At 64.9% G+C, this 24053-nt stretch carries 21 protein-coding genes and 1 tRNA gene; 10 read left to right on the top strand and 12 right to left on the bottom strand.

Going from position 1 to position 24053, the window contains the following annotated elements:
* Nucleotides 1-11: 11 nt before the first annotated feature.
* The 3 genes from ybaL to BSY238_RS11325 form a co-directional block, all read right to left on the bottom strand.
* Nucleotides 12-1670 carry a YbaL family putative K(+) efflux transporter gene (ybaL, locus tag BSY238_RS11335; protein WP_069039237.1) on the bottom strand — a complete coding sequence of 553 codons (1659 nt, stop codon included), beginning with the start codon at nt 1668-1670 and terminating at the stop codon, nt 12-14.
* 157 nt (nt 1671-1827) lie between these two features.
* A complete protein-coding gene (locus BSY238_RS11330) occupies nt 1828-3228 on the bottom strand; it encodes a FecR family protein (RefSeq protein ID WP_069039236.1) in 1401 nt (466 codons plus the stop codon).
* Nucleotides 3229-3237: 9 nt separating this feature from the next.
* The gene (locus BSY238_RS11325) at nt 3238-4611 is read right to left on the bottom strand and encodes a tetratricopeptide repeat protein (RefSeq protein WP_223300103.1); all 1374 of its coding nucleotides are present in this window, start codon (nt 4609-4611) and stop codon (nt 3238-3240) included.
* A gap of 197 nt (nt 4612-4808) precedes the next feature.
* On the opposite strand from BSY238_RS11325, the gene BSY238_RS11320 reads away from it, so the two are divergent.
* Both BSY238_RS11320 and BSY238_RS11315 read left to right on the top strand, forming a co-directional pair.
* The gene (locus BSY238_RS11320) at nt 4809-5393 is read left to right on the top strand and encodes a chalcone isomerase family protein (protein WP_069040627.1); all 585 of its coding nucleotides are present in this window, start codon (nt 4809-4811) and stop codon (nt 5391-5393) included.
* Nucleotides 5390-5935 (top strand): methylated-DNA--[protein]-cysteine S-methyltransferase, encoded by a 546-nt coding sequence (locus BSY238_RS11315; RefSeq protein WP_069039235.1) that lies wholly within the window; start codon nt 5390-5392, stop codon nt 5933-5935. Before BSY238_RS11320 ends, BSY238_RS11315 begins: the two co-directional genes overlap by 4 nt.
* On the opposite strand, the gene BSY238_RS11310 is transcribed toward BSY238_RS11315, so the two are convergent.
* Nucleotides 5874-6233 carry a dihydroneopterin aldolase gene (locus BSY238_RS11310; RefSeq protein WP_069039234.1) on the bottom strand — a complete coding sequence of 120 codons (360 nt, stop codon included), beginning with the start codon at nt 6231-6233 and terminating at the stop codon, nt 5874-5876. The two genes, BSY238_RS11315 and BSY238_RS11310, sit on opposite strands and share 62 nt — an antisense overlap.
* Before the next feature lie 63 nt (nt 6234-6296).
* Here BSY238_RS11310 and plsY point away from each other — a divergent pair, with 63 nt between their 5' ends.
* Nucleotides 6297-6911, top strand: coding sequence for a glycerol-3-phosphate 1-O-acyltransferase PlsY (gene plsY / locus BSY238_RS11305; protein WP_069039233.1), 615 nt, complete (start codon nt 6297-6299; stop codon nt 6909-6911).
* A 10-nt stretch (nt 6912-6921) separates the two neighbouring features.
* Here plsY and tsaD read toward each other — a convergent pair whose 3' ends face one another.
* The gene (gene tsaD, locus BSY238_RS11300) at nt 6922-7932 is read right to left on the bottom strand and encodes a tRNA (adenosine(37)-N6)-threonylcarbamoyltransferase complex transferase subunit TsaD (protein ID WP_069039232.1); all 1011 of its coding nucleotides are present in this window, start codon (nt 7930-7932) and stop codon (nt 6922-6924) included.
* 128 nt (nt 7933-8060) lie between these two features.
* On the opposite strand from tsaD, the gene rpsU reads away from it, so the two are divergent.
* The 5 genes from rpsU to BSY238_RS11275 all read left to right on the top strand — a co-directional run bounded on the left by rpsU (nt 8061) and on the right by BSY238_RS11275 (nt 13440).
* Nucleotides 8061-8273: a 30S ribosomal protein S21 gene (gene rpsU / locus BSY238_RS11295; RefSeq protein ID WP_008061479.1), complete on the top strand. Its 213-nt coding sequence runs from the start codon at nt 8061-8063 to the stop codon at nt 8271-8273.
* 118 nt (nt 8274-8391) lie between these two features.
* Nucleotides 8392-8847 carry a GatB/YqeY domain-containing protein gene (locus BSY238_RS11290; RefSeq protein ID WP_069039231.1) on the top strand — a complete coding sequence of 152 codons (456 nt, stop codon included), beginning with the start codon at nt 8392-8394 and terminating at the stop codon, nt 8845-8847.
* A 12-nt stretch (nt 8848-8859) separates the two neighbouring features.
* Nucleotides 8860-10626 carry a DNA primase gene (dnaG, locus tag BSY238_RS11285; RefSeq protein ID WP_069039230.1) on the top strand — a complete coding sequence of 589 codons (1767 nt, stop codon included), beginning with the start codon at nt 8860-8862 and terminating at the stop codon, nt 10624-10626.
* A 276-nt stretch (nt 10627-10902) separates the two neighbouring features.
* Complete coding sequence (rpoD, locus tag BSY238_RS11280; protein WP_069039229.1) at nt 10903-12957, top strand: RNA polymerase sigma factor RpoD; 2055 nt, start codon at nt 10903-10905, stop codon at nt 12955-12957.
* Nucleotides 12958-13008: 51 nt separating this feature from the next.
* The gene (locus BSY238_RS11275) at nt 13009-13440 is read left to right on the top strand and encodes a CBS domain-containing protein (RefSeq protein WP_069039228.1); all 432 of its coding nucleotides are present in this window, start codon (nt 13009-13011) and stop codon (nt 13438-13440) included.
* Here BSY238_RS11275 and BSY238_RS11270 read toward each other — a convergent pair.
* A complete protein-coding gene (locus BSY238_RS11270; protein ID WP_083224145.1) occupies nt 13425-14594 on the bottom strand; it encodes an alkaline phosphatase family protein in 1170 nt (389 codons plus the stop codon). The two genes, BSY238_RS11275 and BSY238_RS11270, sit on opposite strands and share 16 nt — an antisense overlap.
* Nucleotides 14595-14681: 87 nt before the next feature.
* On the opposite strand from BSY238_RS11270, the gene BSY238_RS11265 reads away from it, so the two are divergent.
* A tRNA-Ile gene (locus tag BSY238_RS11265) sits at nt 14682-14760 on the top strand.
* Between the two features lie 67 nt (nt 14761-14827).
* Here BSY238_RS11265 and BSY238_RS11260 read toward each other — a convergent pair.
* The 4 genes from BSY238_RS11260 to BSY238_RS11245 all read right to left on the bottom strand — a co-directional run bounded on the left by BSY238_RS11260 (nt 14828) and on the right by BSY238_RS11245 (nt 18601).
* Nucleotides 14828-15190, bottom strand: coding sequence for a BON domain-containing protein (locus BSY238_RS11260; protein WP_069039226.1), 363 nt, complete (start codon nt 15188-15190; stop codon nt 14828-14830).
* A gap of 150 nt (nt 15191-15340) precedes the next feature.
* A complete protein-coding gene (locus BSY238_RS11255; RefSeq protein WP_069039225.1) occupies nt 15341-16720 on the bottom strand; it encodes a sigma 54-interacting transcriptional regulator in 1380 nt (459 codons plus the stop codon).
* A complete protein-coding gene (locus tag BSY238_RS18135) occupies nt 16717-17193 on the bottom strand; it encodes a hypothetical protein (protein WP_083224026.1) in 477 nt (158 codons plus the stop codon). Before BSY238_RS18135 ends, BSY238_RS11255 begins: the two co-directional genes overlap by 4 nt.
* Nucleotides 17174-18601 carry a HAMP domain-containing sensor histidine kinase gene (locus tag BSY238_RS11245; RefSeq protein ID WP_223300102.1) on the bottom strand — a complete coding sequence of 476 codons (1428 nt, stop codon included), beginning with the start codon at nt 18599-18601 and terminating at the stop codon, nt 17174-17176. The genes BSY238_RS18135 and BSY238_RS11245 overlap by 20 nt, the downstream gene beginning before the upstream one ends.
* 270 nt (nt 18602-18871) lie before the next feature.
* Between BSY238_RS11245 and BSY238_RS11240 the strand changes: the two genes are divergently transcribed.
* Nucleotides 18872-19477: a bactofilin family protein gene (locus BSY238_RS11240; protein ID WP_069040625.1), complete on the top strand. Its 606-nt coding sequence runs from the start codon at nt 18872-18874 to the stop codon at nt 19475-19477.
* A 25-nt stretch (nt 19478-19502) separates the two neighbouring features.
* On the opposite strand, the gene BSY238_RS11235 is transcribed toward BSY238_RS11240, so the two are convergent.
* Together BSY238_RS11235 and BSY238_RS11230 are read right to left on the bottom strand one after the other, a co-directional pair.
* The gene (locus BSY238_RS11235) at nt 19503-20942 is read right to left on the bottom strand and encodes an efflux transporter outer membrane subunit (protein ID WP_069039223.1); all 1440 of its coding nucleotides are present in this window, start codon (nt 20940-20942) and stop codon (nt 19503-19505) included.
* Nucleotides 20939-24049: an efflux RND transporter permease subunit gene (locus tag BSY238_RS11230; RefSeq protein WP_069039222.1), complete on the bottom strand. Its 3111-nt coding sequence runs from the start codon at nt 24047-24049 to the stop codon at nt 20939-20941. Before BSY238_RS11230 ends, BSY238_RS11235 begins: the two co-directional genes overlap by 4 nt.
* Nucleotides 24050-24053: the final 4 nt, after the last annotated feature.

Here is a 24053-nt window from a genome sequence, read left to right as displayed (position 1 = left end):
CGCCCTTTGACTCAGACCATCGCGTCGATGACCCGCTGCGCCATGCCGCGCGCGATTTCGGTTTCACCGATGATGGTGTGGGTCGCGCCGTGCTTTTCCAGGTGCGCCAGTTCGGCGTCGGTGTAGGCACGCGCGATCACTTCGATGTCCGGGTTGATGCGCCGCGCGTGCTCGATGATCTGGCCGGCTTCCAGTGCATCCGGAATGGCCACCAGCAGGAAGCGCGCACTTTCGATGCGCGCCGCCTCCATCATGCCGGGCGCTGCACCGTTGCCGTACAGCGCCGGGATGCCGTCACCGTTCAACGCCTCGACCACTTCCGCATGGTCTTCGATGACGACCACCTTGTGCCCGCTGTCCAGCAACGCCATCACGATGCGGTGACCCACCTTGCCGAAGCCGACCAGCACGACGTGCCCTTCGATTCCGGTCGCGGTGGAGGTATCCGGCGCGACGGCGCTCGCGATGCCTTCGCGTGCTTCCAGCCACGGCTTGAGCCGGTCCAGTGCAACGAACAGCAACGGATTGAGCAGGATGGAAATGATGGCGCCACCCAGTATCAGGTCGCGTCCGGTTTCCGGCAGCAGCCCGAGTGACAGACCCAGCGTGGCGAGAATGAACGAGAACTCGCCGATCTGGGCCAGGCTGGCCGACACCGTCAGCGCGGTGCTCAGCGGATGGCCGAAGGCGCGCACGATGGCCGCCGCGGCAATCGACTTGCCGATGACGATGATGAAAACGGTGGCCAGCACCAGCAGCGGTTCCCGCACGATGATGGACGGATCGAACAACATGCCGACCGACACGAAAAACAGCACCGCAAACGCGTCGCGCAGCGGCAGCGACTCTTCGGCTGCGCGGTGCGACAGTTCGGATTCGCTCAGGATCATGCCCGCGAAGAAGGCGCCGAGCGCGAACGACACGCCGAACACATAGGCCGAGCCCAGCGCGAATCCGAGTGCGATGGCCAGTACGCCGAGCCGGAACAGCTCGCGCGAGCCGGTATCGGCGATGCGTTCCAGCGTCCAGGGAATCACGCGGCGTCCGACCACCAGCATGACGACGACGAAAGCGGCCACCTTGCCGAGTGTGATGGCGAGGGTCTTCAGCAGCGCATCGCCGCTCAGCGCATCACCCTGGCCGCCAAGCAGGCCGCTGAAGGCGGGGATCAGCACGAGCGCCAGCACCATGGCAATGTCTTCGACGATGAGCCAGCCGATGGCAATGCGTCCACGGCGTGTGGTTTCGAGCCGCCGCTCCTGCAGCGCCGTCAGCAACACAACCGTGCTGGCGACCGACAGCGCCAGCCCGAACACGATACCGGCTCCGACCGTCCAGTCCATCGCCCAGGCCAGTGCCATGCCGAGCAGCGTGGCGATGCCGATCTGCGCGATCGCCCCCGGAATGGCGATGCCCTTCACCGACATCAGGTCCTTCAGCGAAAAATGCAGACCGACCCCGAACATCAGCAGGATGACGCCGATTTCGGCCAGTTCCTGCGCCAGCGCGACATCGGCGACAAAGCCGGGCGTGAACGGGCCGACCGCGATGCCGGCGACGAGGTAGCCAACCAGCGGCGGCATGCGAAAGCGGTGCGCCAGCGAGCCGAAGATGAAGGCCAGTACGAGACCGCCGACGATGGTCGTGATCAGCGGGGTGTGGTGGGGCATTGTGCGTGGTGTCCGTTTTTATCTGCCGACGGAGCATGACCGCGCGGCGCGGAGATCGTTCGCGCAGCAGCGGAACACGACGCAAAAAGCCGGGGGGTGACGACCCGGGCCTGCCGGGCTGGCAAAAAACCGCCGCGCGAGGCAGCTCCGCGAGCCGTCAGTCGTCGAGACCTGACACGCCTCTGGTGAACACCGCGGCGCCAGTCACCTTGTCGATGCCGCCGATGGAACTGTCGAACGAGTACACAACCCCCGCCCGCTCGGCTGCAGGCCCGGCGAAGAAACCATGGAAGCTGCCGTTCGGCGTGCTGCCGCATCCGCTGCAGTTGTCGAAGGAGCCGGCGAAGGCGGCCGTACCGGAATTGATCGACCCCGAACCGGAAACATTGAACGTGACCGCGCTGACGGTGACGCCGAGATCCAGATCAGCCGTGTAGCTTGAGAAGTCGGCGAGCAGCGTACCGCTGACTGCGCCACCCGGCGCGCCTCCCGAGGCGGTCGGCGTCGTTGCGCCACTGAGGTTGTAGGTCGCGCTGATGCCACCTAGCGCCGCCAGATCCGGCGTGGTACGGCCGGTGACGTAGTGCAGGTCGACGATGTCGTCGCCATCGCACGAGAAGCCGGCGCATGACGCGCTGGCCCAACGGCCCCAGCCGATGATGCCGTCCTGCGCCGATTGCGCGACGGTACCCGCAGTCAGCACTCCGCCGTCACCACTGTCGGCTGACTTGAGTGCGCTGCCTTCGATGACCGTGGTGACACCGCTCAGTGTGACCAGGCCACCATAGCCGCCGTACTGTTCGGTGTATTGCCCATAAACGTAATAGCCGTCTCCCGACTGCAGATCGCCCTGCGGATCCAGCCCGTCCAGCGCGACCAGATCACCGTCGTCGTCGCGTTCATCGCCGACGAGAAACACCTCGTCGCGCACCGGCGGCTCGACGCCGCCCGACGCGTTCGACGGCGGCGCCGGCGGCAGGTCGGTCTTGACCTCGATGATGACGGGTATCGTGTTCTGGTCGGCCACGTAGGCGCTCTGGCCATCCTCGACCGTCAGGCAGCCGGCACCGTTGCAGACATCGACGGCGCCATCGCCGGTCGTGACATTGATGCTGTTGCCGTAGGCCACCGAGAATTCAGTGCCACGGATGCCGATGGTGGCGACCGAGGTGGTGAGCTTGTAGTTGCTGCGATTCGCCTTGCCGACCAGTCCTGTGATGGTGCGCAGGCCGCCCTTGATGAGGTTGAAGAAACCACGGTCTTCGTCCGGCTTGCCGGCGAATGCGTACTGGTCGATGCGGAATTGTGTCTGCGGCTGCAGCGATACCAGCGCACCGTCGGTGAAGCGCATCTGGGCGCGCCCGCTGCCGGTGTCGATGGTGTCGCCGCTGCCGACCTGCGCGCCGCGCGTCAGCGCACGACTGCGCCCATCGGCCGCGACCGCGCGGACTTCGCCGGCAGTGAATTCGACGCGCGCCGCACTTTCGGCAGTCACGGTGAGCGGAAACGCGGCCGCCATGGCGAGCGCCAGCGGAACTGGCCTGAAAATTCGGGTCATGGCGATCTCCTAGAACGTACGGCGCACGGCGAACTGCGCAACGCCGCGGCGATAATCGTTGATGCTGAAACTGGAATCGTTGCGCATCAGCGTGACCGACGGCGTCAACAACCAGCGCTCGGTCAACGCATAGGTCGCACCGAGCGACAACGTGGTCAAGGTATCGTCGCGTACGCGCTGGAACAAGGGATCGGCATTCTCGTAATCGCGCGCTTCGTGAGCGAGTGCACCGAACAGCAGCCAGCGTGGATCGAGCGTGTGCTGAGCGCCGACACGGAAACCGATCACGTCGTTGCCGGCGATGTTGACGCCGGACGGCAGGTCGTTGCGGCCGGTTTCGCTACCCAGATAGAAACTGCCGAACATCATCGTCTTGCCACCCTGCAGCACATGGGCGTGGCCGACACCGTAGATGTTGCGATTGACGTCTCGCACATCGTTGCTGCCGTCGTAGCGAAGCCGTACATGCTGCATGAAGGCGGTCGTCTGGTTGCGCGCGTTGTGCGTGTGCTGCCACTGCAGGCTCAGCCCGGTGTAGTCGCGCAGCTTGTCGCTGTCCACCTCGAAGATGCCACCCTGCAACGCCGCGGTGACGCGGTTGGCGCCGCGCGTCCAGGCGACGCCTGCATTGCCGTCGACCGCCGTCGTGTCGAAGCGCGATTCACCACCATTGAATCGACCAGCCCCGGATACGCCACCCACCACCGCCCATTCGCGGTTGACCGGAATGCGCGCATTGAAGCCGCCGGCGAGCGACGAGAACCACGCGTCGCGACTGCGGCTGTCGCCGGTCAGCGTGAAGTCGCCGATCAACCCCGGAATCGCGATCGAGCCAGCCGACGTGGCGCTGTTCACATTGGTATCGCGCCCGACTGCCGCCTCGATGAAACCGGCGAATGACGGCTTGGGCTCTGTCGGCGCGCGGTCGATCGCCGACAGCAGACGGTCTAGCGAGCGGGCGACCTCCGGCGGAACATTCTGTCCGCGCACTGCCTGCAACTCGCGTTTTGCGCTCGCCGATTCGCCGAGCGCGAGATAGGCACGACCGATTTCGGCGCGGGCACGCGCATTGTCCGGCTGCAGCGCCAGCACCCGCTCGAGTGCGAACACAGCCAGCGTATGGCGACCGGTCTCTACCGCAGCGATGCCGAGCAGCAGATCGAACTGCGGGTCGCCAGCACGTTCGCTTTCCTGCGGCGCCAGCAGGGCGTAGGCCGCTGCATGACGTCCCGCTTCGATGTGTGCCGCCGCCTGTTCGGTGACCGACTGCGCATGGGCCTGACAGCCCAGCCACAGCACGACAGCCGGAAGGTAGAGCCATCGTCGCAGACGCGAAGCGGACGTCCGACGGGTACGCCACGCTGACCTTTTCATTGTTCTCATGTGCTCTCCCTGCCGCCGAAACATGCGGCAACTGAATATTCAGGCCTCTAATCTTTGCACCTCAAGACATAAAAAACAATATGTTGCGAATGCTTTTTAAGGCTCTTTCCTACACAAATCTGTCATCTTCCTTACTTTGACATTGCCATGTGCCGACTGCGCGGGATAATCGGGAGTCCGCCAAAATGGAGTTCTGCATGCCGGCACGCGTCCTCACACTGGTCATTGCCCTGTTTTGCCTTTCGGTTCCGCTGCACGCCGCAGAGCCCGCGACGCAGCGCTTCGAACCCGTCACCCGCGTCGCCGACGCGCCACTGAAGCTCAATGGCGAAGGCATTCGCAGCCTCTACTCCCTCAAGGCCTACGCGATCGGGCTTTACCTGGGCGCCCCGGCAGACAGCCTCGACAGTGCCATGAAGGTCCCTGGGGCCAAGCGGATCGAGATCGTGTCGATGGTCGATGTACCGGCCGAGCACTTCAACAAGCCGCTGATCCGCGGCATCAAGAAAAATCTGCCGCGCGACGAGTACGAAGCGATGCAGCCGCGCATCAAGGCTTTTTCGGAACAGGTGCTGGCCATCGGATCAGTGAAATCCGGCAGCCGGCTGGCGCTGGACTGGATACCCGGCCGCGGTACGCGCATCGTGGTCGATGGTCAGCCGTCGACCACGATGATCAAGGGCGAAGATTTCTATCGCGGCCTGCTCGCGGTGTGGATCGGCCCGGTGCCCACGCAGGACGATCTGAAGGCACAGCTGCTGGCGGGCCGTAGCGCGCCATGAGCAAGGTGGAAGATGACTGGGACGTCATCGTTGGCGCACCCGGCTTCGCACTGGGCGTGCGACTGGCGGCCGACGCCATCGCCGGCATCGAGTTTCTGCCCGCCGGGTCGGCGCGCGCTGCGCGCAACGCCCTCGGCCGCGAGGTCGATGCCCAGCTCACAGCCTATCTGCGCAATCCACTGACCCCATTCGACCTGCCGCTCGCCGCCAGCGGCACGGCACACCAGCGCGCGGTATGGCAGGTGATGCTGACCATCGCGCCGGGCTGCACATTGACCTACGGCGAAGTCGCTACGCAGGTCGGCAGCTCACCGCGGGCGGTCGGCGGCGCCTGTGGCGCAAACCCGTTTCCGGTCGTGATTCCCTGCCACCGCATCGTTGCGGCCGGCGGCAGGCTGGGCGGCTTCGCACATTCAACCACCGGCTTCCTGCCCGGCATCAAACGCTGGCTGCTGGCGCACGAGGCCGCAGCGGGCGGCTTCAGGCTGTCGGCGAACGGCCGCGCTCTATCGTCACGCCGACCTGACGCACATCCTTCATGATGCCGGTCTTGGCGATCGATATCTTGACCCATGGCGCCTTGAAGTCTTCGAGCATCATGTGGATGACGAATTCGCCCAGCGTTTCCAGCAGGTTGAAGTGGCGCTGGCCCAATTCGGCGCGGATGCGATTGACCACTTCGGCGTAGTCGATGGTGTCGTTGATGTCGTCGTTTTCGGCCGCGGCGTCCGGCACACCAAACGTCATGCTGATTTCCAGCTGTTGCGTATGCGCTTTTTCGCGGGCGTAGATGCCGACCGAAGCGGTCACCTTCATGCCTTCGATGAATATGCAGTCCATGACTCGCGTGCTGCCTGTGTGGAACTAGAATGACCGGATTCTACGTCGGGCCCGTCACATATCGTGAATACCGCTTCAAGCATCGCCCTCGCTCTCGTAATCGGCTACGCATTCGGATGCATCCCATTCGCCGTCATCACCAGCAGGATCTTCGGACTCGCCGATCCGCGAACCTACGGCTCGGGCAATCCCGGTGCCACCAACGTACTGCGTTCCGGCAACAGGAAAGCAGCGATTCTCACGCTGCTCGGTGACGCGTTGAAGGGGTGCGTTGCAGTATGGGTGGTGCGCGCACTGGGCATGGGCGACACCATGGCCCTGCTGGCCGGCGTTGCGGCTTTTGTCGGCCATGTCTTTCCTGCCACGCTGGGCTTTCGCGGCGGCAAGGGTGTTGCGACGGCGGCCGGTGTCATGCTGGTTGCCGTGCCCCAGGCAGGCGTGATCGCGCTCGGCATCTGGATAGCGATCGCGGCAGTCACCCGCTATTCGTCGCTTGCCGCGCTGCTCGCCGCGTGCAGTGCGCCGATCACCGGACTGCTCTATACCGGCTCGGCGGTGGTGTGCGGTGCATTCGCCGCAATGGCCGGACTGCTGATCTGGCGCCACGCCGAAAACATCCGCCGTCTGATGAATGGCAGCGAAAGCCGCATCGGTCGCAAGAAAACGGCCGCCGGCTGACTCGACACATTCAGATCGTATCGAGCGCCCAGCGCGGCCGCACGGCGATTTCACCGCCCGTCGAGGTCTGCGTCAGGCCGGCCGCCAGCCGCAACGCGCCTGCGAAGGCAATCATTGCGCCGTTGTCGGTGCACAACGCCAGTTCCGGGTAGAACACACGGCCACGCCGCTGCGCCAGTTCGACATCGAGCCGGCTGCGCAGGCGCCGGTTTGCACCGACGCCTCCGGCCACGACCAGCTGGTTCAGGCGAGTGTGGCGCAGTGCGGCGAGACATTTTGCGACCAGCACGTCGACCACAGCCTCCTGGAATTCAGCCGCGAGATCTGCCCGGGCAGCGTCTTCGACCCCCTTGTTGACCGCATTGAGCACGGCTGTCTTCAGGCCTGAAAAACTGAAATCGAGATCCCCGCTGCCGAGCATGGGGCGCGGCAGCTTGATGCGGCCAGCCACGCCATGCTCCGCCAGTGCAGCGAGCACCGGACCACCCGGGTAGGGCAGGCCGAGCAACTTGGCGGTCTTGTCGAACGCCTCGCCAGCCGCGTCGTCCAGTGTTTCGCCCAGCAACTCGTAGGCGCCTACGCCGGTCACCCGCATCAGCTGGGTATGACCGCCCGACACCAGCAGTGCAACGAACGGAAACGCCGGCGGGTCGGCCGACAGGAGCGGCGACAGCAGATGCCCTTCGAGGTGATGGATGGGGATGGCGGACCGACCGAGCGAAAGCGCGAGCGACTCCGCAAACGCTGCACCGACCAGCAACGCCCCGGCCAGACCCGGTCCGGCGGTGTAGGCCACCGCGTCGATGTCGCCTGCGGTGATACCTGCCTCGGCCAGTACCTGACGGTATAGCGGCACGATGCGCCGCACGTGGTCACGTGACGCCAGTTCCGGCACCACGCCGCCGTAGGCCTGATGCAGGTCGATCTGAGAATGCACGACGTGCGCCACCAACCCGCGCACGTCGTGGTAAAGCGCCAGACCGGTTTCGTCGCACGACGATTCGATGCCAAGTATCCACATGACCGATATTGTAAGGGCGCAACGTCGGTCAGGCTTGGCACACTGCCAACTAGGCGATATACTCATCGGCTTTCCGTTATGCGTTCGCTTCCATCCAGAGAAGTGGGCGCGCCATTGAGGGCTGTTGCATGCCGGGTATTCGCGTCAAGGAAAACGAGCCGTTCGAAGTGGCAATCCGTCGCTTCAAGCGCACCATCGAAAAAGCAGGCACGCTGACCGAACTGCGCTCGCGCGAGTTCTATGAAAAGCCCACCGCCGAGCGCAAGCGCAAGCTGGCTGCCGCGGTCAAGCGCCACCACAAGCGGCTGCGCAGCCAGACCCTGCCGCCGAAGCTGTACTGATCGCCGGGCCCTGCAAGGCTGCAGGGCTTGAAGCAAAAAGCCGGATGCGCTCCACAGCGCCTTCGGCTTTTTGTGTTTGTTGCGCCCGTTCAACCGTTTTCGCTGCGAGTACCCGACCATGAGCCTGAAGGACCAGATCACCGAAGACATGAAATCGGCGATGCGCGCCAAGGACAGTGCGCGTCTGGGCACGATTCGGCTGCTGCTTGCGGCGATCAAGCAGAAGGAAGTCGACGAGCGCATCGTTCTTGACGACGCACAGGTCACGGCGGTCATCGACAAGATGCTCAAGCAGCGACGCGACTCGATCAGCCAGTTCGAAAGCGCCGGCCGGCAGGATCTGGTCGACGCGGAAAAGGCCGAGCTCGAAATCCTGACCGCCTACATGCCGCAGCAAATGGGCGCGGACGAAGTTCGCGCTGTCATCGCCGAGGTGATCGCGGCTGTCGGCGCAAACGGTCCGGCCGACATGGGCAAGGTCATGGGTCCGCTGAAGGCGAAGCTGGCCGGCAAGACCGACATGGCCGCCGCATCGGCACTCGTGAAGGCCGCACTCGGCGGCGCTGGCGGCTGACCGGGCGCGGGCATGATCCCGCAGTCCTTCATCCAGGAACTGCTCAACCGGGTCGACATCGTCGATGTGGTGGAGCGCCACGTGCCGCTGAAGAAGGCCGGCGCCAACTACCAGGCCTGCTGCCCCTTCCACAGCGAAAAATCCCCGTCCTTCACGGTCAGTCCGACCAAGCAGTTCTACCATTGCTTCGGCTGCGGCGCCCACGGCAGCGCCATCGGTTTTCTGATGGAGTATTCCGGCCTGCCCTATCCGGAAGCGATAGAGGAACTGGCGCGCCAGGCCGGCATGACTGTGCCGCGCGAAGATTTCACGCCGGAAATGGCACAGCGCCGTCAGCAGGCCGCGTCGCTGACCGAGCTGATGGCACGCGCCGCGAATCACTACAAGCAGCAGCTCAAGAAGACGCCGCGCGCCATCGAATACCTCAAGGGGCGCGGTCTGTCAGGCGAGGTCGCCGCGCGCTTCGGCATCGGTTACGCACCCGATGGCTGGCAAGCTCTGCGCGACGCCTTTGACGACTACGAGGCGCCCGGGCTAAACGAGTGCGGTCTGGTCATCGACGCCGAGGCGTCCGACGGCCAGGAAAAAGGACGGCGCTATGACCGCTTCCGCGACCGCATCATGTTTCCCATCTTCGACGCCCGCAACAACGTGATCGGCTTCGGCGGCCGCGTGCTCGACAAGGGTGAGCCGAAGTACCTGAATTCCCCTGAAACCCCCCTGTTTTCGAAGGGCCGCGAGCTTTACGGCCTGACGCAGGCGCGCGCGGCGATCCGCGATGACGGCTTCGTGCTGGTGGTCGAAGGCTATATGGATGTGGTGGCTCTGGCGCAGTTCGGCGTCGGCAATGCGGTCGCCACGCTCGGCACCGCCACCACAGCCGACCACATACACAAGCTGTTCCGCCAGACCGATCGCATCGTGTTCTGCTTCGACGGTGATCGCGCCGGCCGCAAGGCCGCCTGGCGTGCGCTCGAATCGGCGCTGACGGAACTCGCCGACGGTCGATCGGCATCCTTTCTGTTCCTACCACCCGAACACGATCCGGACAGCTTCGTGCGCGAACAGGGCGCGGACCGCTTCCGTCAACTGGCGCTGTCGGCTCAGCCGCTGAGCGAATACCTGCTGCACGAACTCGAAGCACGCTGCGACACGCGCAGCGCCGAAGGGCGCGCGCAGCTGGTGACGGAGGCGAAGCCGCTGGTCACGCAGGTGCCGGCCGGCGCATTGCGCACCCAGTTGCTGCATCTGCTGGCGCCGGCGGTCGGCCTGTCCGCGGCGGAACTGGCCGAGGCGTGCGGACTGCGCATGCCGCGACGCGGCAGCTATCCGGCGCGCGCGCCGGCAGCGGCACCACGCACCGCGCCGTCATCGCCTGCCCGCAAATTGCTGTGCATCGTGATGCAGCGCCCTGACCTGAGCCTGCGGCTGGGTCATCTGGAATTCGTGGAGGACGACAGCTGGCTGCAGGCGGTCCAGGCCGTGGCGGACTGCCTCGAACATGGCGACATCGAATCGCCGAATGCCGCGGCACTAATGGAATTTTTCCGGGGCAGCCCGCACGGAGCGCTGATGACCGAAGCCGCAGCCAGCTCGCTGGAGGATGTAGCCGATGAAGGCGCACTGCCACACATGTTCGACGACACCATCCTGCACCTGCGACGTGCCGGAATATCGAATTCGATCAAGCGTTTGACTGAGCTGAGCCGGCAGTCCGGGCTGACCCCGGCACAGCAGGAAGAGCTGCATCGCCTGTTGAAGGAAAAGGCCGGCACTTGAAACAGGCCGACGCGCGCCCTAAAACACGTATAATGACGGGTTCCCCTATTGAACGTTCGTCTGCGGCGCTGGCGCCCTTCCGGGCACCGCCGAACTCGTCGGGCGCAACGTACTCGAACCGTAGAGCGAGCCGAACCGTAGCGCGAATCGCAAAACGTTAGCCGGATGCCCTTGCAGCATTCCGGGCCGCCACATCGCGGGGTGTCTCATCGATGCCGGCGGACGATATTCCGATGGTCGGAAGATCGTTGGTAACACGCAGATCTGAGGAATTACATGGTCGCCAAGGACAAGTCGAAGGATACACGCAAGCAGGTAGCGGTCGAAGAAACACCTGTTGCCGCCCCCAACCCGACTGAAGCAGCCGCACCGAAGCCCGCCGCGGCACGCGCCGCAAAGCCAGCCAAGGCCGCCACCGCCGCCAGCAAGGCGAAGGAACTGAAAGCTGCCAAGGCAGCCGGCGCCGTTGCAAATGCACTGCCGATGGACGCCGACCAGCGCCGCCTGCGCCTGAAGACGCTGATCGCGCTCGGCAAGGAACGCGGCTACCTGACCTACGCCGAAATCAACGACCACCTGCCGGACGACATCGTCGATGCCGAGCAGATCGAGTCGATCATTTCGACCTTCAACGACATGGGCATCCGTGTCTTCGATGAAGCCCCGGCATCGGAAGACCTGCTGATGGGCGAGAACGCCCCGGCTGTGGTCGATGCATCGGAAGTCGAGGAAGAAGCCGAACAGGCGCTGTCCACGGTGGAATCGGAATTCGGTCGCACGACCGATCCGGTACGCATGTACATGCGTGAAATGGGTACGGTCGAACTGCTGACGCGCGAGGGCGAGATCGAAATCGCCAAGCGCATCGAGGACGGCCTGCGCCACATGATCCAGGCCATCTCCGCCTGCCCGACGACGATTGCCGAAATCCTCGACATGGCAGACAAGGTGGCGCGCGAGGAAATGCGCATCGACGAGCTGATCGACGGCCTGATCGACCCGAATGCGGTGGAGGAAGAAGCCGCCGCGGCACCGGAGCCGGCAGTTGAAGAGGACAGCGAAGACGACGAAGAGGAAGAGGAAGACGAGGCCGGCGCGATGAGCGCTTCCCTGATCCAGCTCAAGGCCGACGCGCTTGAGCGCTTCGAGAACATCCGCGCCTTCTACACCAAGATGCAGGCGACGCTGGACAAGAAGGGCTCGCAGGACAAGATCTATCTGAAGCTGCAGAAGCAGTTGTCAGACGAACTGATGAACATCCGCTTCACCGCCCGCATGATCGAAAAGCTGTGCGATTCGGTGCGGGGCATGGTCGAGTCGGCGCGCAAGCACGAGCGCAAGATCCTCGAACTGTGCGTGGACAAGGGCAACATGCCGCGTTCGCACTTCATCAAGGTGTTCCCGGGCAACGAGGTGAACATCGACTGGCTGAAGGGCGAGATCACGGCCGCCAAGTCGAATGGTGCGCAGTTGCTGCGCGCCGCGCCGGCCATCATCGAGGAACAGGGCAAGCTGATCGACATCCAGGACCGCATCGGCCTGCCGCTGAAGGAACTCAAGGACATCAACAAGCAGATGTCCACCGGCGAAGCCAAGATGCGCCGCGCCAAGCGCGAAATGACCGAAGCCAACCTGCGGCTCGTCATTTCGATCGCGAAGAAATACACCAACCGCGGCCTGCAGTTCCTCGACCTGATCCAGGAAGGCAACATCGGCCTGATGAAGGCGGTGGACAAGTTCGAATACCGCCGCGGCTACAAATTTTCGACCTATGCGACCTGGTGGATCCGCCAGGCCATCACGCGTTCGATCGCCGACCAGGCGCGCACCATCCGCATTCCGGTGCACATGATCGAAACGATCAACAAGATGAACCGCATTTCGCGTCAGATCCTGCAGGAAACCGGTTCCGAGCCTGATCCCGCGACGCTGGCCATCCGCATGGAAATGCCGGAAGAGAAGATCCGCAAGATCCTGAAGATCAGCAAGGAGCCGATCTCGATGGAGACGCCGATCGGCGACGATGATGATTCCCACCTCGGCGACTTCATCGAAGACACCGCAACGCTGGCGCCGACCGACGCCGCGCTGTTCGCCAGTCTGCGCGACATCACGAAGGAAGTGCTGGACAGCCTGACGCCGCGCGAAGCCAAGGTTCTGCGCATGCGCTTCGGCATCGAAATGAATACCGACCATACTCTGGAAGAGGTCGGCAAGCAGTTCGACGTGACGCGCGAACGCATACGTCAGATCGAAGCCAAGGCGCTGCGCAAGCTGCGCCATCCGTCGCGTTCGGAGAAGCTGCGCAGCTTCCTCGACACGGAGACCTGATTTCGGGTGCATCCTCATCCGGAGTCTTGATCGACAACAGGGAGGAGCACCATGAAAACGATAGCTCAGGTACTGGAAGGCAAAACCGCCCCGGTCGCGACCATGGAGGCAGATCGCACGGTGCTGGATGCATTGCGCCTGCTTGCGGAGCACGGTATCGGCGCTGTGCTGGTGACCGATGCCGGCAGGCTTGCCGGCATCTTCTCGGAACGCGACTACGCCCGGCGTGTGGTGCTCGAAGGCAAAAGCTCTTCGACGACACCCTTGCGCGAGGTGATGACGAGCAAGCTCATCCATGTGGCACCAGCCAACACGGTGGATGACGCCATGCAGTTGATGACCGACAAACGCATCCGTCACCTGCCGGTGCTTGACGACGCCGGCGCACTGGTTGGCGTCGTGTCCATCGGCGATATGGTCAAGGAAACCATCGCCTACCAGCAGTTCCTGATCCGGCAACTCGAAAGCTATATCACCAGCTGAACCAGCGGCACCCGCATTTCATCGGCGTGCGTCCCGCCGTGGACGCCGACGAGGCGATGCCCGCGCTCGCCGGGCATCGTGTCGCGCAGCGTCCAGTCGTCACGCATTTCCAGCGTGAAGTCGCCAATGCGCGACAGCAACCCAGGATGCGCCGCGCCCGGCCCGAACCGCCCGGCCGCCTGCAGATCGGCCGATCGCCACACGGTGCAGGCGTGATCAAGTGCCTGCAACCCTCGCTCGAAATCGCGCAAGCGCCCCGGCTTCACGTGACAGAACACCGCCCTTCGCTCGCCGGACAGCGGACCGGCGAGACAATCGGCAAGGAATGGAAATTCCTCCATCTCGATCAGGCGCTGCGGCGGCCCATCGATGAAACCGTGGTCGGCGGTCACCAGCAGCAATGTGTCGCTTCGTGGCTGCGCCTGCACCCAGCTGCCCAGTGAGGCATCGGCCGCGCGCAGCAGGGCTCGCGCCTCGTCGGACGCCGCGCCGAGTTGATGGGCGCAATGATCGAAATCCGGCCAGTAGGCATAGAGGTAGGACGGCGGTGACGGCGCTCGCAGCGCGCGATCGATCTGGTCCAGCATGTCCGAAAAACCATCATGGCCGATGCGCCGCGCCCCCGCGCTGTGCCGCAGGTTGAACGGCGAATCGACGATGTCGGCTGGCGAAACGACGCAGCTGTCGCCGGGCAGCGAAGCGAACATCGATGGCGTGCGGCACACCCGCGTCAGCACATCGTCCGGTGCCAGCGCCAGTTCCGACGCATCGCGCGGCCCGCGCGGCGTGACCGGCAGGATGGCCAGCACCCGACCGTCGAGGCCGGGTTCGTCGAAACGCACGTGCCAGCCGGTCAAACCGTGCACCGCAGGCGCACGCGCCGTCATGAAGGTGGTGATCGCCGCCGCCGTGGTGGAAGGAAAAACCGATGTCAATGCGTGCGCACAGTGGCGCCGCAGAAAGCTGTCGTCCGGCAGCAGATCCAGCTGCGCCATGCCGACCCCGTCGAGCACCAGCAGCAGCACGGTGCGTGCATCGCGCCAGCCCGACGTCACGACCTCGCGCAAACCCTGCCCCGCTGCAGTGCCGCCACGCGCACGCACCACGCTGTCCATCAGGTCGACGATCGATCCGCCTTCGAAATCCGGCCACATGCCGCGCTGCATCCTCCACAGGACACGCCATCCAGATGTCCGGTTGTCCGAACCCCAAGGCGCTTTGATATAGTACGCGCCCTTGCCGGGCCTCTAGCTCATGCTTGGTTAGAGCAGCGGACTCATAATCCGTTGGTGCCGAGTTCGACTCTCGGGGGGCCCACCAGACACAAAAGCCCCAGCCCTGCGCGGTTGGGGCTTTTCCATTTCAGGAAAAGCGGAAGAAGTCGCTTTCACGCCGGATCGCCCGGACGTTCTTCTGCCACGGCCAGCGCATTGTCGATCCGCCTCACGCCGGCGACTGACAGGGCGGTCTGCAGCACACGGGCGAGTTGCGCGGCATCGCGCACGGTACCCGACAGGGTCACGTCGCCGGCGTGCGAAGACACCGCAACATCAATGCCATCGAGCGCGCGGTCGGCTCGAAGGGCGATCTGGATCGCGTTCTGCAAAGAGCGGTCGACATCACCGGTGACCGGCTCGTGCGCCTGCAGGCGCGCGGCACCCACCAGACCTGCTGCCTGGGTGGGCGAACAGATCGAGTAGGCGATGGCGGTAGTGGTCAATACGGTGACGATGCGCTGTCGGGTGATCATGAGGTCTCCTCCTTTTGATCCGGTCGTGTAGCTGGAACACCTGCCTGATCCTCAAGCAGATGTCGCGCCAACGCGCTTTTTCCTTTTAAATCAGATTGTTGACAATTCCGGTTGCAGCTCTGGCGTCGCTCTGAGGCGACACTGGCCCGGTCAGCCCGGGCGGCCGATTGCCGCGTCCGCTGCGTCGTTGCGGAACAGCACGGGATCAAGTCCGCAGCGCTGCAGCAGCCGGTAGAACTCGGTGCGGTTGCGCCCGGCGATGCGCGCCGCATCGCTCACGTTGCCGGCCGTGAGCTTGAGCAACTGCACGAGGTAGTTGCGCTCGAAACGCTGCTTGGCTTCGGCGTAGCCAAGCGCTTCCATCGGCTTCACACGCAACGCCCGGTCGACCAGGGCGCGCGGCACAAGTGCCGTGGTGGCCAGCGCGCACGCCTGTTCGACCACGTTCTGCAGCTGACGCACATTGCCGGCCCAGCTCGCAGTGGCCAGCGCTTCGAGCGCATCGGGCGCGAAGCCGGTCAGGGGCTTGCCGTACTTCTTCGCCAGCGTGCGCAGGAAGTGATCGGCGAGCAGCGGGATGTCTTCCCGCCGCTCGTCGAGCGACGGCAGCATCAGGCTGACGACATTGATGCGGTAGTAGAGGTCTTCGCGGAACTGGCCCTGATCAAGTGCGGCGTCGAGGTCGCAGTGGGTGGCCGACACGATGCGCACGTCGATGGCCTCCGCCTGCGTGGCACCGACCGGGCGTACCACACGCTCCTGCAGCACGCGCAGCAGCTTCACCTGCAGCGCCAGCGGCATGTCGCCGATCTCGTCGAGGAACAGCGTACCGCCGTGCGCTGCGCGGAACAGGCCGGTGTGGCGCACGGTTGCGCCGGTGAAGGCGCCCCGCTCGTGGCCGAACAGTTCGGATTCGAGCAGCGCTTCGGGAATCGCACCACAGTTGATGGCGACAAATGGCGCCGCTGCACGCGGGCTGGCGCGGTGGATGGCGCGAGCCAGCAATTCCTTTCCGGTGCCGCTCTGGCCGCGGATCAGCACGCTGGCGTCGGACGCCGCGATCAGCCGGGCTTCGTCGAGCAGCGTGTTCATGCGCGCGCTGTGGCTGATCAGGTCGGCGCGCCAGGCTTCGTCGATGGCGGCACTTGCGCCGGGCGGCGCCGCATGCTCGAGTGCGCGCGAAATCTGCGCCAGCAGCACCGCACTGTCGAAAGGTTTGGTCAGATAGCCGGCAACGCCTTGCGAGGTCGCTTCGACGGCGTCCGGAATCGTGCCGTGCGCGGTCAGCAGGATGACCGGCAGCGCCGGATGCTGATGGCGGATGTCGCCGAACAGCGACAGGCCATCGCGGTCGGGCAGACGCACATCGCACACCACGAGACTGAAGCGTTCGACCGCCAGCCGCAACAGCGCTGCTTCTGCGGTTTCCGCGGTACTTACCGCATAGCCGCTGGCCTTGAGCCGCATCGACAGAAGACGCAACAGACCCGTATCGTCGTCAACAAGTAGCAGCCGGTGCGCGCCGCTCATCGTGCCAGCGCCCGCTTCGGTGCGCGGGCCGGTGGCGTGCGTTCGATGTCGGCCAGCGCGTCGATCTTGCGCTGCAGCTCATCGGTGCGCAGCTGGCTGTCCTTGAGCTGCTGGTTCGTGCGCTCCGCCAGCTGGGAGAGCCGCTGCCGTTCATTGATCTGGTCGAGCAGGGTGCGCGCGTACGGATGCTGCGCGCGTGACGCATCGTCCGTCGCCGCAAGCAAGGTTTCGAGCATCGCCTTCGCGCGGGCGGCATTGCCGGTGCGCGGGTGCGCCGCCTGCATGGCCTGCTGCAGCGGCGACGACTCGATCGGGTGCGGACGGACTTCAGGCTGTACCGGTGCAGGTCCCGGCACTGCGCCGATGGGTGGCGTCGATGTCGCGGCGCAGCCGCTCAGCAGCGCGGCGAGTATCAGCAGGTACGCAAATGGAAGCGCGGAACTGCGGGCGGGATCAGACGGCTTGAGGGGCATGAGGCAGTTCTATCCTGAAGTGGGCGCCACGGTCGGCCGGCATCACGCAAGCCGTGCCGCCGTGGGCGGCGATGAACTCGCGCACGATGGCCAGACCAAGGCCGTTACCCTTGTCCGGTCGCGGTGCGCGGCGGGTGCCACGGAAAAACGGTTCGAAGATGCGATCGACCTCGTCCGGCGCAACACCCGGTCCTTCGTCGATGCAATCGATGCGGGCGTTCTGTTCATCGGCGCTCAACTCAAGCCGAACCGTACCGCCATGCGGGCTGAACGCGATGCCGTTGCTGATCAGGTTGCTCAGCGCGATGCGCAGCTTGGCGGCGTCGCCGCGCACCGGCGGCGCGTAGCCCGACACGTTGATCTGCACGTCCTTCACCATGGCCTGCAGCTTGAGGTCGGCGGTGACGTCGCGCACCAGCGCGCGCAATGCGGTCGGACGCAGGTCGAGATGCTGTGCGTCGAATTGCGTGGCGTTATAGCCGATCAGTTGCTCGATGCGTTCCTGCAGCGCGCGCGCGTTGGTGTCGAGGATGCGGCTCACCTCGAGCTGTTCCACGTTCAGGCCGCCGAGCACGCCGTCCTGCATCAGCGCGATGCCTTCGCGCAGCGATGCGAGCGGCGTCTTCAGTTCGTGCGAAACATGGCGCAGCACCCGATTGCGGTGCGTTTCGAGCTCAGCCATGCGCTGGCGCAGCCATTCCAGCCGGTCGCCCAGTTGACGCAGATCGGCTGGCCCGCTGACCGCCACCGGTAACGCAAAACTGCCTTCGCCCAGTCGCGTGATCGCTCGTTCGACGTGTTTCAGCGGTCGCAATATCCACCAGCCGATGGCCAGCGCCAGCAACATCGCAAGCACGACAGCGGCCAGCATCTGCAGGGCGAGCCGGTCGCGACTGCGTTCCAGCGTATCGAGCAGCGTGGTGTTGCGCTGGTCGATGTGGCTGCGGACTGCGGCCGCCAGCCGGTCGTTGACGCTGGCCAGATCCGATTCTGCGTCGACCGCGTCCGTCGGGGGCACCGTCTGCTCGAATCCGGCGGCGAGCCGGCCGGCACGTTCGAGCCATTGCGTCGTGGCGGCTGAGACAGGCAATTCGGCTTCGATGTCGACCAGCGCGGTCTGCGCCTGCTCGTAGGCCTCGTCGAAGCGTTCGCGCAGCGCTGGCGCCTGCAGCACTGCGTACTGGCGCGCACTGCGCTCCATGTCGGCGCTGCGTTCGTCGATCTGTTGCATTGCAGCCGACAGCTTGAGGGCGCTGACGCCTGCCTGCCTGCTGGCGAGCGCGAAGTCCTGCAGCATCATCCAGCCGCTGCCGGCCGCTGCGCCGAGCGCGCCGGCGATCAGCAGCACAGTGATGAAAAGGGTGCTGCGGAAGGAGAGGTGCGGCATGCGCGGACGAAGTACGGCCAAGATGGAGCCGCGAGTCTAGGGAGGGCGCAGAGCCCGCGCGGTAAGCCGTCGTAAGCAAATGCAAAATAAAGTAAATGGCAAGCGCATGATCTGCATCGGGTTCGCCTTGGGGTTGTCGTGCCGAGGCGACAGACGAACGGCGATTGCGTACATCCACCCGCTCGAAAGCTTCTCAAGCCATTGAACAAATTGGATATTTTTCTCCGGGCACAAGCATTGCTGAATGCTGTCGGGCACCGCTTCGATGGCCCGATCATTCAAGGAGAACGCATGTTCAACAGCAAACCCGGTCCGTTCCCGAAACCCGCCGAAAACCAGACTGGCCGTACCTTGCGGCCGGGCGGTCAACCTTCCCTGTCAGGTGGCTTGCCGGCTGCGCAGTCAGCCAGCGCACCGCCAGTGTCGCTCTCCGGCGACACCCCTGCCTCACTCACCGCCACGCCGGCCGCCCGTGAAACGGCCAGTGCGGGTTCGACAGAACAGGGCAGCCGCCTCATCGTCGGGCCGGACGTGAAGCTCAAGGGCGCGGAAATTCTCGACTGCGACACGCTGGTGGTGGAAGGCCGCGTCGAAGCGACGATGGACAGCCGCGTCATCCGCATCGCCGAGCACGGCGCGTACTCCGGTACGGTGGGCATCGACATCGCGGAAATCCACGGTCACTTCGATGGCGAACTGACCGCGCGCCAGCGGCTCATCGTCCATGCGACCGGCCGGGTCAGCGGCAAGATCCGCTATGGCTCCATCCTGATCGAGGAGGGCGGTGAGATATCGGGCGACGTGAAGTCGCTGACCACGGCAAGCAAGGACGCCTCGCGGCCGACGAAGGAACAGCCGGCCGACGAGCGCCGGGTACTGAGCGCGCTCGCTGGCTGAAACGACAAGCCGGACTGGCTGGAAATCAGGGTAAGGCCGCTGCGGCCTTGCCCTGCTCCGCGGTCGCGTCGGCCCAGCCGCCGCCGAGCGCGACATACAGATTCACCACTTCGGCCAGTTGTGACTGGCGTGCCCGCACCAGCGCGAGCGATGCGTCATTCGCACTTCGCTGCGCATCGAGCACTTCCAGATAGCGCGAATAGCCCGCGTCGTAGCGCTTCTGCGCCAGCGCCAAACTGCGTGCCGCGGCGTCGAACTGCGCCTGCAGCGCAACCACGCTCTGCGCGTACTGCTCGCCCGCCACCAGCGCATCGCGCACATCGGTGAAGGCACTGCGCACTGCGGACACATAGCTCGCCAGCGCCTGCTTCTGCTGCGCACTGGCCTGATCGACGCGCGCACTGCGCCGACCGGCGTCGAACAGCGGCAGATCCAGTCCGACGCCCAGCGACCAGATATTGGCCGGGCCGCTGAACAGGTCGGACAGTTCGCGACTTTGCGAGCCGTAGTTGCCGGTCAGTGAAATCGACGGGTACAGCGCCGCCTTCGCCACGCCGATCTGCGCGCTGGCTGCAGCCAGATCGGCTTCGGCCTGACGGATGTCCGGCCGCGCGTCGAGCAGCGACGACGGCAGGCCGGCCGGCGGCTGCAGCGGCAAGGGCAACGTGCGCAGGTCTCCGGGCGCGATGGACAGATCGAGCTGACCGCTCAGCAGACCGAGCTGGTTTTCGGCAATGGCCCGACTGCGCGTCAGATCGGCGATCTGCGCATCGATGGCCGCGACCGCGCCCAGCGCCTGCTGCAGTTCGAGATCATTGGTCAGCCCGCGCTCTGCGCGCGTGCGCAGGATGGCGGCGTTGTCGCGCCGCGTCGTCAGCGTGTCGCGCGACAGCGCGAGCTGGGCATCGAGTGCGCGCAGGTTCAGATAGCTGCCGACCAGCTGGCTCACCAGCGTCAGCTCGACTGTGTCCTTTGCATAGCGGGTGCCGAGCGCTTGCGCCCGCGCCGCCTCGCTGGCGCGGCGCAGCTTGCCCCAGAAGTCGATCTCGAACGAGGTCGAGATCGCGGCCTGGTAGTTGTTGCGGTACAGCGGCGCACCGGTCGGGAGTGGCGTACCCACGCCGCTGATGCGCGAGCGGCTCGCGGCGGCGCCCACACCCACGTCGGGGAACAGCGCCGCGCCGACTTCGCGCAGTACCGCATCGGCCTGTTCGATACGCGCGACGGCGCGCTGCACGTCGCTGTTGTCGGTCAGCGCGCGGTCGACCAGCGCGTTCAGCGTGTCGTCATTGAACAGCTTCCACCAGCCGCGCGCCACCGCGACCTGGGGCTGCCCGTCGGCCGACGCCGCAAAGCGCGCGGGCAGCGGCAGTTCCGGTCGTACGTAATCCGGGCCGACCATACAGCCGGACAGCAGCCACGCAGCGAGCATCGTCAGGACCGGAGTGCGGAATGCAGTCTTCATTGCACCGCCTCCGGAGATACTGTGTTGCGCGCTGCCGACTTGCGGCCGCTCAGCCAGCTGTAGAACAGCGGGATGAAGATCGTCGCGACAAAGGTTGCGGCCAGCATGCCACCGAATACGCCGGTACCCATCGAACGGCGCGCCGATGCACCGGCGCCGGTGGCGATCACCAGCGGCACGACGCCGAGGATGAAGGCGAGCGCGGTCATGCAGATCGGGCGGAAGCGCAGCCGTGCCGCCTCGAGCGACGCCTCGATTGCGCTCATGCCCTCGGCCTGCTTCTGCGCCGCGAACTCGACGATCAGGATGGCGTTCTTCGCGGCCAGCCCGACCAGCACGACCAGCCCGATCTGGAAGTAGATGTCGTTCGGCATGCCGCGCACCCACACCGCCAGCAAGGCGCCAAGGATGGCGAATGGAATCGCCAGGATGACCGCCAGCGGCAGCGACCAGCGTTCGTACTGCGCAGCAAGGATCAGGAACACCATGATGATGCCGAAGCCCATCGCGATGACAGAGGTAAGACCGGTGCGCTTTTCCTGATACGCCTGACCGGTCCATTCGAGTGCGTAGCCCGCCGGCAGGATATCGCGCGCCACCTCTTCGACGATCTGGATGGCCTCACCCGAACTGCGGCCCGGCGCCGTATTGCCGAGAATCTTGGCGGCGATGAAGCCATTGAAGCGCTCGACCATCTCCGGACCGACGACAGACTTCACGGTGATCACCGCCGACAGCGGAATCATTGCGCCGGTAGTCGCACGCACATACGGTTTGCCCAGATCTTCCGGCTTCATGCGGTAGGCGGCATCGGCGCCGAGCTGCACCTTGTAGGTCTTGCCCGAGCGATTGAAGTCATTCACGTACAGGGTACCCATCGTCGCCTGCAGCGTCGAATACAGCGCATCGATCGGAATGCCGAGCGCGATCGCCTTCGCCTCGTCCACCTCGACCGCCAGTTGCGGCGAGGACACGCGGAAGAAGCTGTTCATGCCGGTCAGCTCAGGCCGCGCCTTCAGCGCGTCGAGCAGCTGCGTGGTGATGGCGGCGAGCTTGCGCGGATCGGCCTCTTCGCGCGCTTGAACGTAAGCTTCAAAACCGCCTGCCGTACCCAGACCCTGAATCGGTGGTGGATTGAAGATCAGTCCCATGCCATCGCTGAGTTTCATGCCGGCAGCGGCGATCTTCTTCTGCAGGTCGTCGGCGGTTTCGGTGCGCTGGTCCCATGGACGCAGCACGACGAACATCATGGCGACACTCGACCGGTTGTTGCCGGTGATGAAATCGATACCGCGCACCATGAAGAGGTTTTCGACCGCCGGCTCGTCGTTGATCACCTTGCGCAGCTTCTCGAACGACTGTTCGGTGCGCTCGGCCGACGCGCCATCGGGCAGCGTGACGAAGCCGAACAGATAGCCCTGGTCTTCCGATGGCACGAAGGCGCCCGGCACGACGCGGAACATGAAGCCGGCGCCGGCGAACAGCAGGCCGACCACCAGCACGCTGATCAGACCATGACGCAGCGTCAGCGACACCGTGCCGGTGTAGACCTTCGTGAGCCAGTCGAAGCCGCGGTTGAACGGCCGGAACATTTTCGATTCACCGTCGTGCGGCTTGAGCATCAGCGCGCACAGGGCCGGGGTCAGCGTCAACGCGACGATGCCCGAAATGGTCACCGACACCGCCACGGTGGCGGCGAACTGCTGGTACAGCTTGCCGGCAATGCCGCCCAGGAAGGCGACCGGCACGAACACCGCAACCAGCACCAGCACCATGGCGACCAGCGCGCCGGACACCTCGCGCATCGCTTCCAGCGCCGCATCCTTCGGCGTGCGGCCGAATTCGCGCATCTGCCGTTCGACGTTTTCCAGCACCACGATGGCATCATCCACGACGATGCCGATCGACAGCACCATGGCGAACAGCGTCAGCGTATTGATCGAAAAGCCGAACATCCACAATCCGGCGAAGGTGCCGACCAGCGACACCGGCACCGCGATCAGCGGGATCAGCGTGGCGCGCCAGTTCTGCAGGAACACGAACACCACCAGCACGACCAGCACCGTGGCTTCGAGCAGCGTGTGTGCAACCGCCTTGATCGATTCACGGATGAAGCGCGTGGTGTCGTTCGGAATGATGAATTCGAGCCCGTCCGGCAGCCGCGCCGACAGTTCATCCAGCTTGGCGCGCACCAGATTCGCTGCTTCCAGCGCATTGGCCCCGGACTGCAGGTAGATGCCCATGCCGGACACCGGCGTGCCGTTCACCTTGGTCGTGCGGTCGTAGTTCTCCGCGCCAAGCTCGATGCGCGCGACGTCCTTCAGGCGCACCACGCCGCCCGGGCCATCGGCGCGCAGCAGGATGTTCTCGAATTCCTCGATGCTCAGCAGACGACCCTTGGCGCTGACCGTATAGGTGAGCTGCTGACCGTTGAGCACCGGCTCCTGACCGATGCGACCGGCCGCGTTCTGCGCGTTCTGCACGCGGATCGCCGCCGCCACGTCGGAGGTGGCGACGCCCAGGCGTGCCATCACATCGGGCTTGAGCCACACGCGCATCGCGTATGGCGCGTCGAAGGCGATCGCGTCGCCGACGCCGCGCAGTCGGCGCAGTTCGTCGAGCACGTTCACCGCGACGTAATTCGTCAGAAAAAGCGTATCGCGCTGCCCATCGGTCGATTTGAGCGCAGCGATCATCAGCAGGTTGTTCGAGCGCTTGCGCACCACCAGACCGTTGCGCCGCACGTCTTCCGGCAGTCGCGATTCAGCGACCGAAATGCGGTTGTTCACCGCGATCAGCGCGGTATCGGGGTCGGTGCCGACTTCGAAGGTGAGCGTGATGCTGACGGTACCGTTGGACGTCGACGTCGAGTTGAAGTACAGCAGGCCTTCAACGCCGGACAACTGTTCCTCGATGGGTGCCGCGACCGTGCGCGACAGCGTTTCCGCATTGGCGCCCGGATAGGTCGCGGTGACGATGACGGTTGGCGGCGAAATCTCCGGGTATTGAGCCACCGGCAGCGACAGCGACGCCACCAGACCGGCAATCATGATCACGATGGAAATGACGCCCGAAAAGATCGGGCGGGTGATGAAGAAGCGGGCCATGGCT

It is taken from the genome of Methyloversatilis sp. RAC08 (assembly GCF_001713355.1).
Taxonomy (GTDB): domain Bacteria; phylum Pseudomonadota; class Gammaproteobacteria; order Burkholderiales; family Rhodocyclaceae; genus Methyloversatilis.
Note: the sequence above shows the minus strand (reverse complement) of the source record. Positions and strands in the feature narration are given on the sequence as shown.

Bases quoted from the DNA above. Each gene is read 5' to 3' on its own strand.
- ybaL (WP_069039237.1), bottom strand. From the start codon at position 1,670: ATGCCCCACCACACCCCGCTGATCACGACCATCGTCGGCGGTCTCGTA.
- BSY238_RS11330 (WP_069039236.1), bottom strand. From the start codon at position 3,228: ATGACCCGAATTTTCAGGCCAGTTCCGCTGGCGCTCGCCATGGCGGCC.
- BSY238_RS11325 (WP_223300103.1), bottom strand. From the start codon at position 4,611: ATGAGAACAATGAAAAGGTCAGCGTGGCGTACCCGTCGGACGTCCGCT.
- BSY238_RS11320 (WP_069040627.1), top strand. From the start codon at position 4,809: ATGCCGGCACGCGTCCTCACACTGGTCATTGCCCTGTTTTGCCTTTCG.
- BSY238_RS11315 (WP_069039235.1), top strand. From the start codon at position 5,390: ATGAGCAAGGTGGAAGATGACTGGGACGTCATCGTTGGCGCACCCGGC.
- BSY238_RS11310 (WP_069039234.1), bottom strand. From the start codon at position 6,233: ATGGACTGCATATTCATCGAAGGCATGAAGGTGACCGCTTCGGTCGGC.
- tsaD (WP_069039232.1), bottom strand. From the start codon at position 7,932: ATGTGGATACTTGGCATCGAATCGTCGTGCGACGAAACCGGTCTGGCG.
- rpsU (WP_008061479.1), top strand. From the start codon at position 8,061: ATGCCGGGTATTCGCGTCAAGGAAAACGAGCCGTTCGAAGTGGCAATC.
- BSY238_RS11290 (WP_069039231.1), top strand. From the start codon at position 8,392: ATGAGCCTGAAGGACCAGATCACCGAAGACATGAAATCGGCGATGCGC.
- dnaG (WP_069039230.1), top strand. From the start codon at position 8,860: ATGATCCCGCAGTCCTTCATCCAGGAACTGCTCAACCGGGTCGACATC.
- rpoD (WP_069039229.1), top strand. From the start codon at position 10,903: ATGGTCGCCAAGGACAAGTCGAAGGATACACGCAAGCAGGTAGCGGTC.
- BSY238_RS11275 (WP_069039228.1), top strand. From the start codon at position 13,009: ATGAAAACGATAGCTCAGGTACTGGAAGGCAAAACCGCCCCGGTCGCG.
- BSY238_RS11270 (WP_083224145.1), bottom strand. From the start codon at position 14,594: ATGTGGCCGGATTTCGAAGGCGGATCGATCGTCGACCTGATGGACAGC.
- BSY238_RS11260 (WP_069039226.1), bottom strand. From the start codon at position 15,190: ATGATCACCCGACAGCGCATCGTCACCGTATTGACCACTACCGCCATC.
- BSY238_RS11255 (WP_069039225.1), bottom strand. From the start codon at position 16,720: ATGAGCGGCGCGCACCGGCTGCTACTTGTTGACGACGATACGGGTCTG.
- BSY238_RS18135 (WP_083224026.1), bottom strand. From the start codon at position 17,193: ATGCCCCTCAAGCCGTCTGATCCCGCCCGCAGTTCCGCGCTTCCATTT.
- BSY238_RS11240 (WP_069040625.1), top strand. From the start codon at position 18,872: ATGTTCAACAGCAAACCCGGTCCGTTCCCGAAACCCGCCGAAAACCAG.
- BSY238_RS11235 (WP_069039223.1), bottom strand. From the start codon at position 20,942: ATGAAGACTGCATTCCGCACTCCGGTCCTGACGATGCTCGCTGCGTGG.
- BSY238_RS11230 (WP_069039222.1), bottom strand. From the start codon at position 24,049: ATGGCCCGCTTCTTCATCACCCGCCCGATCTTTTCGGGCGTCATTTCC.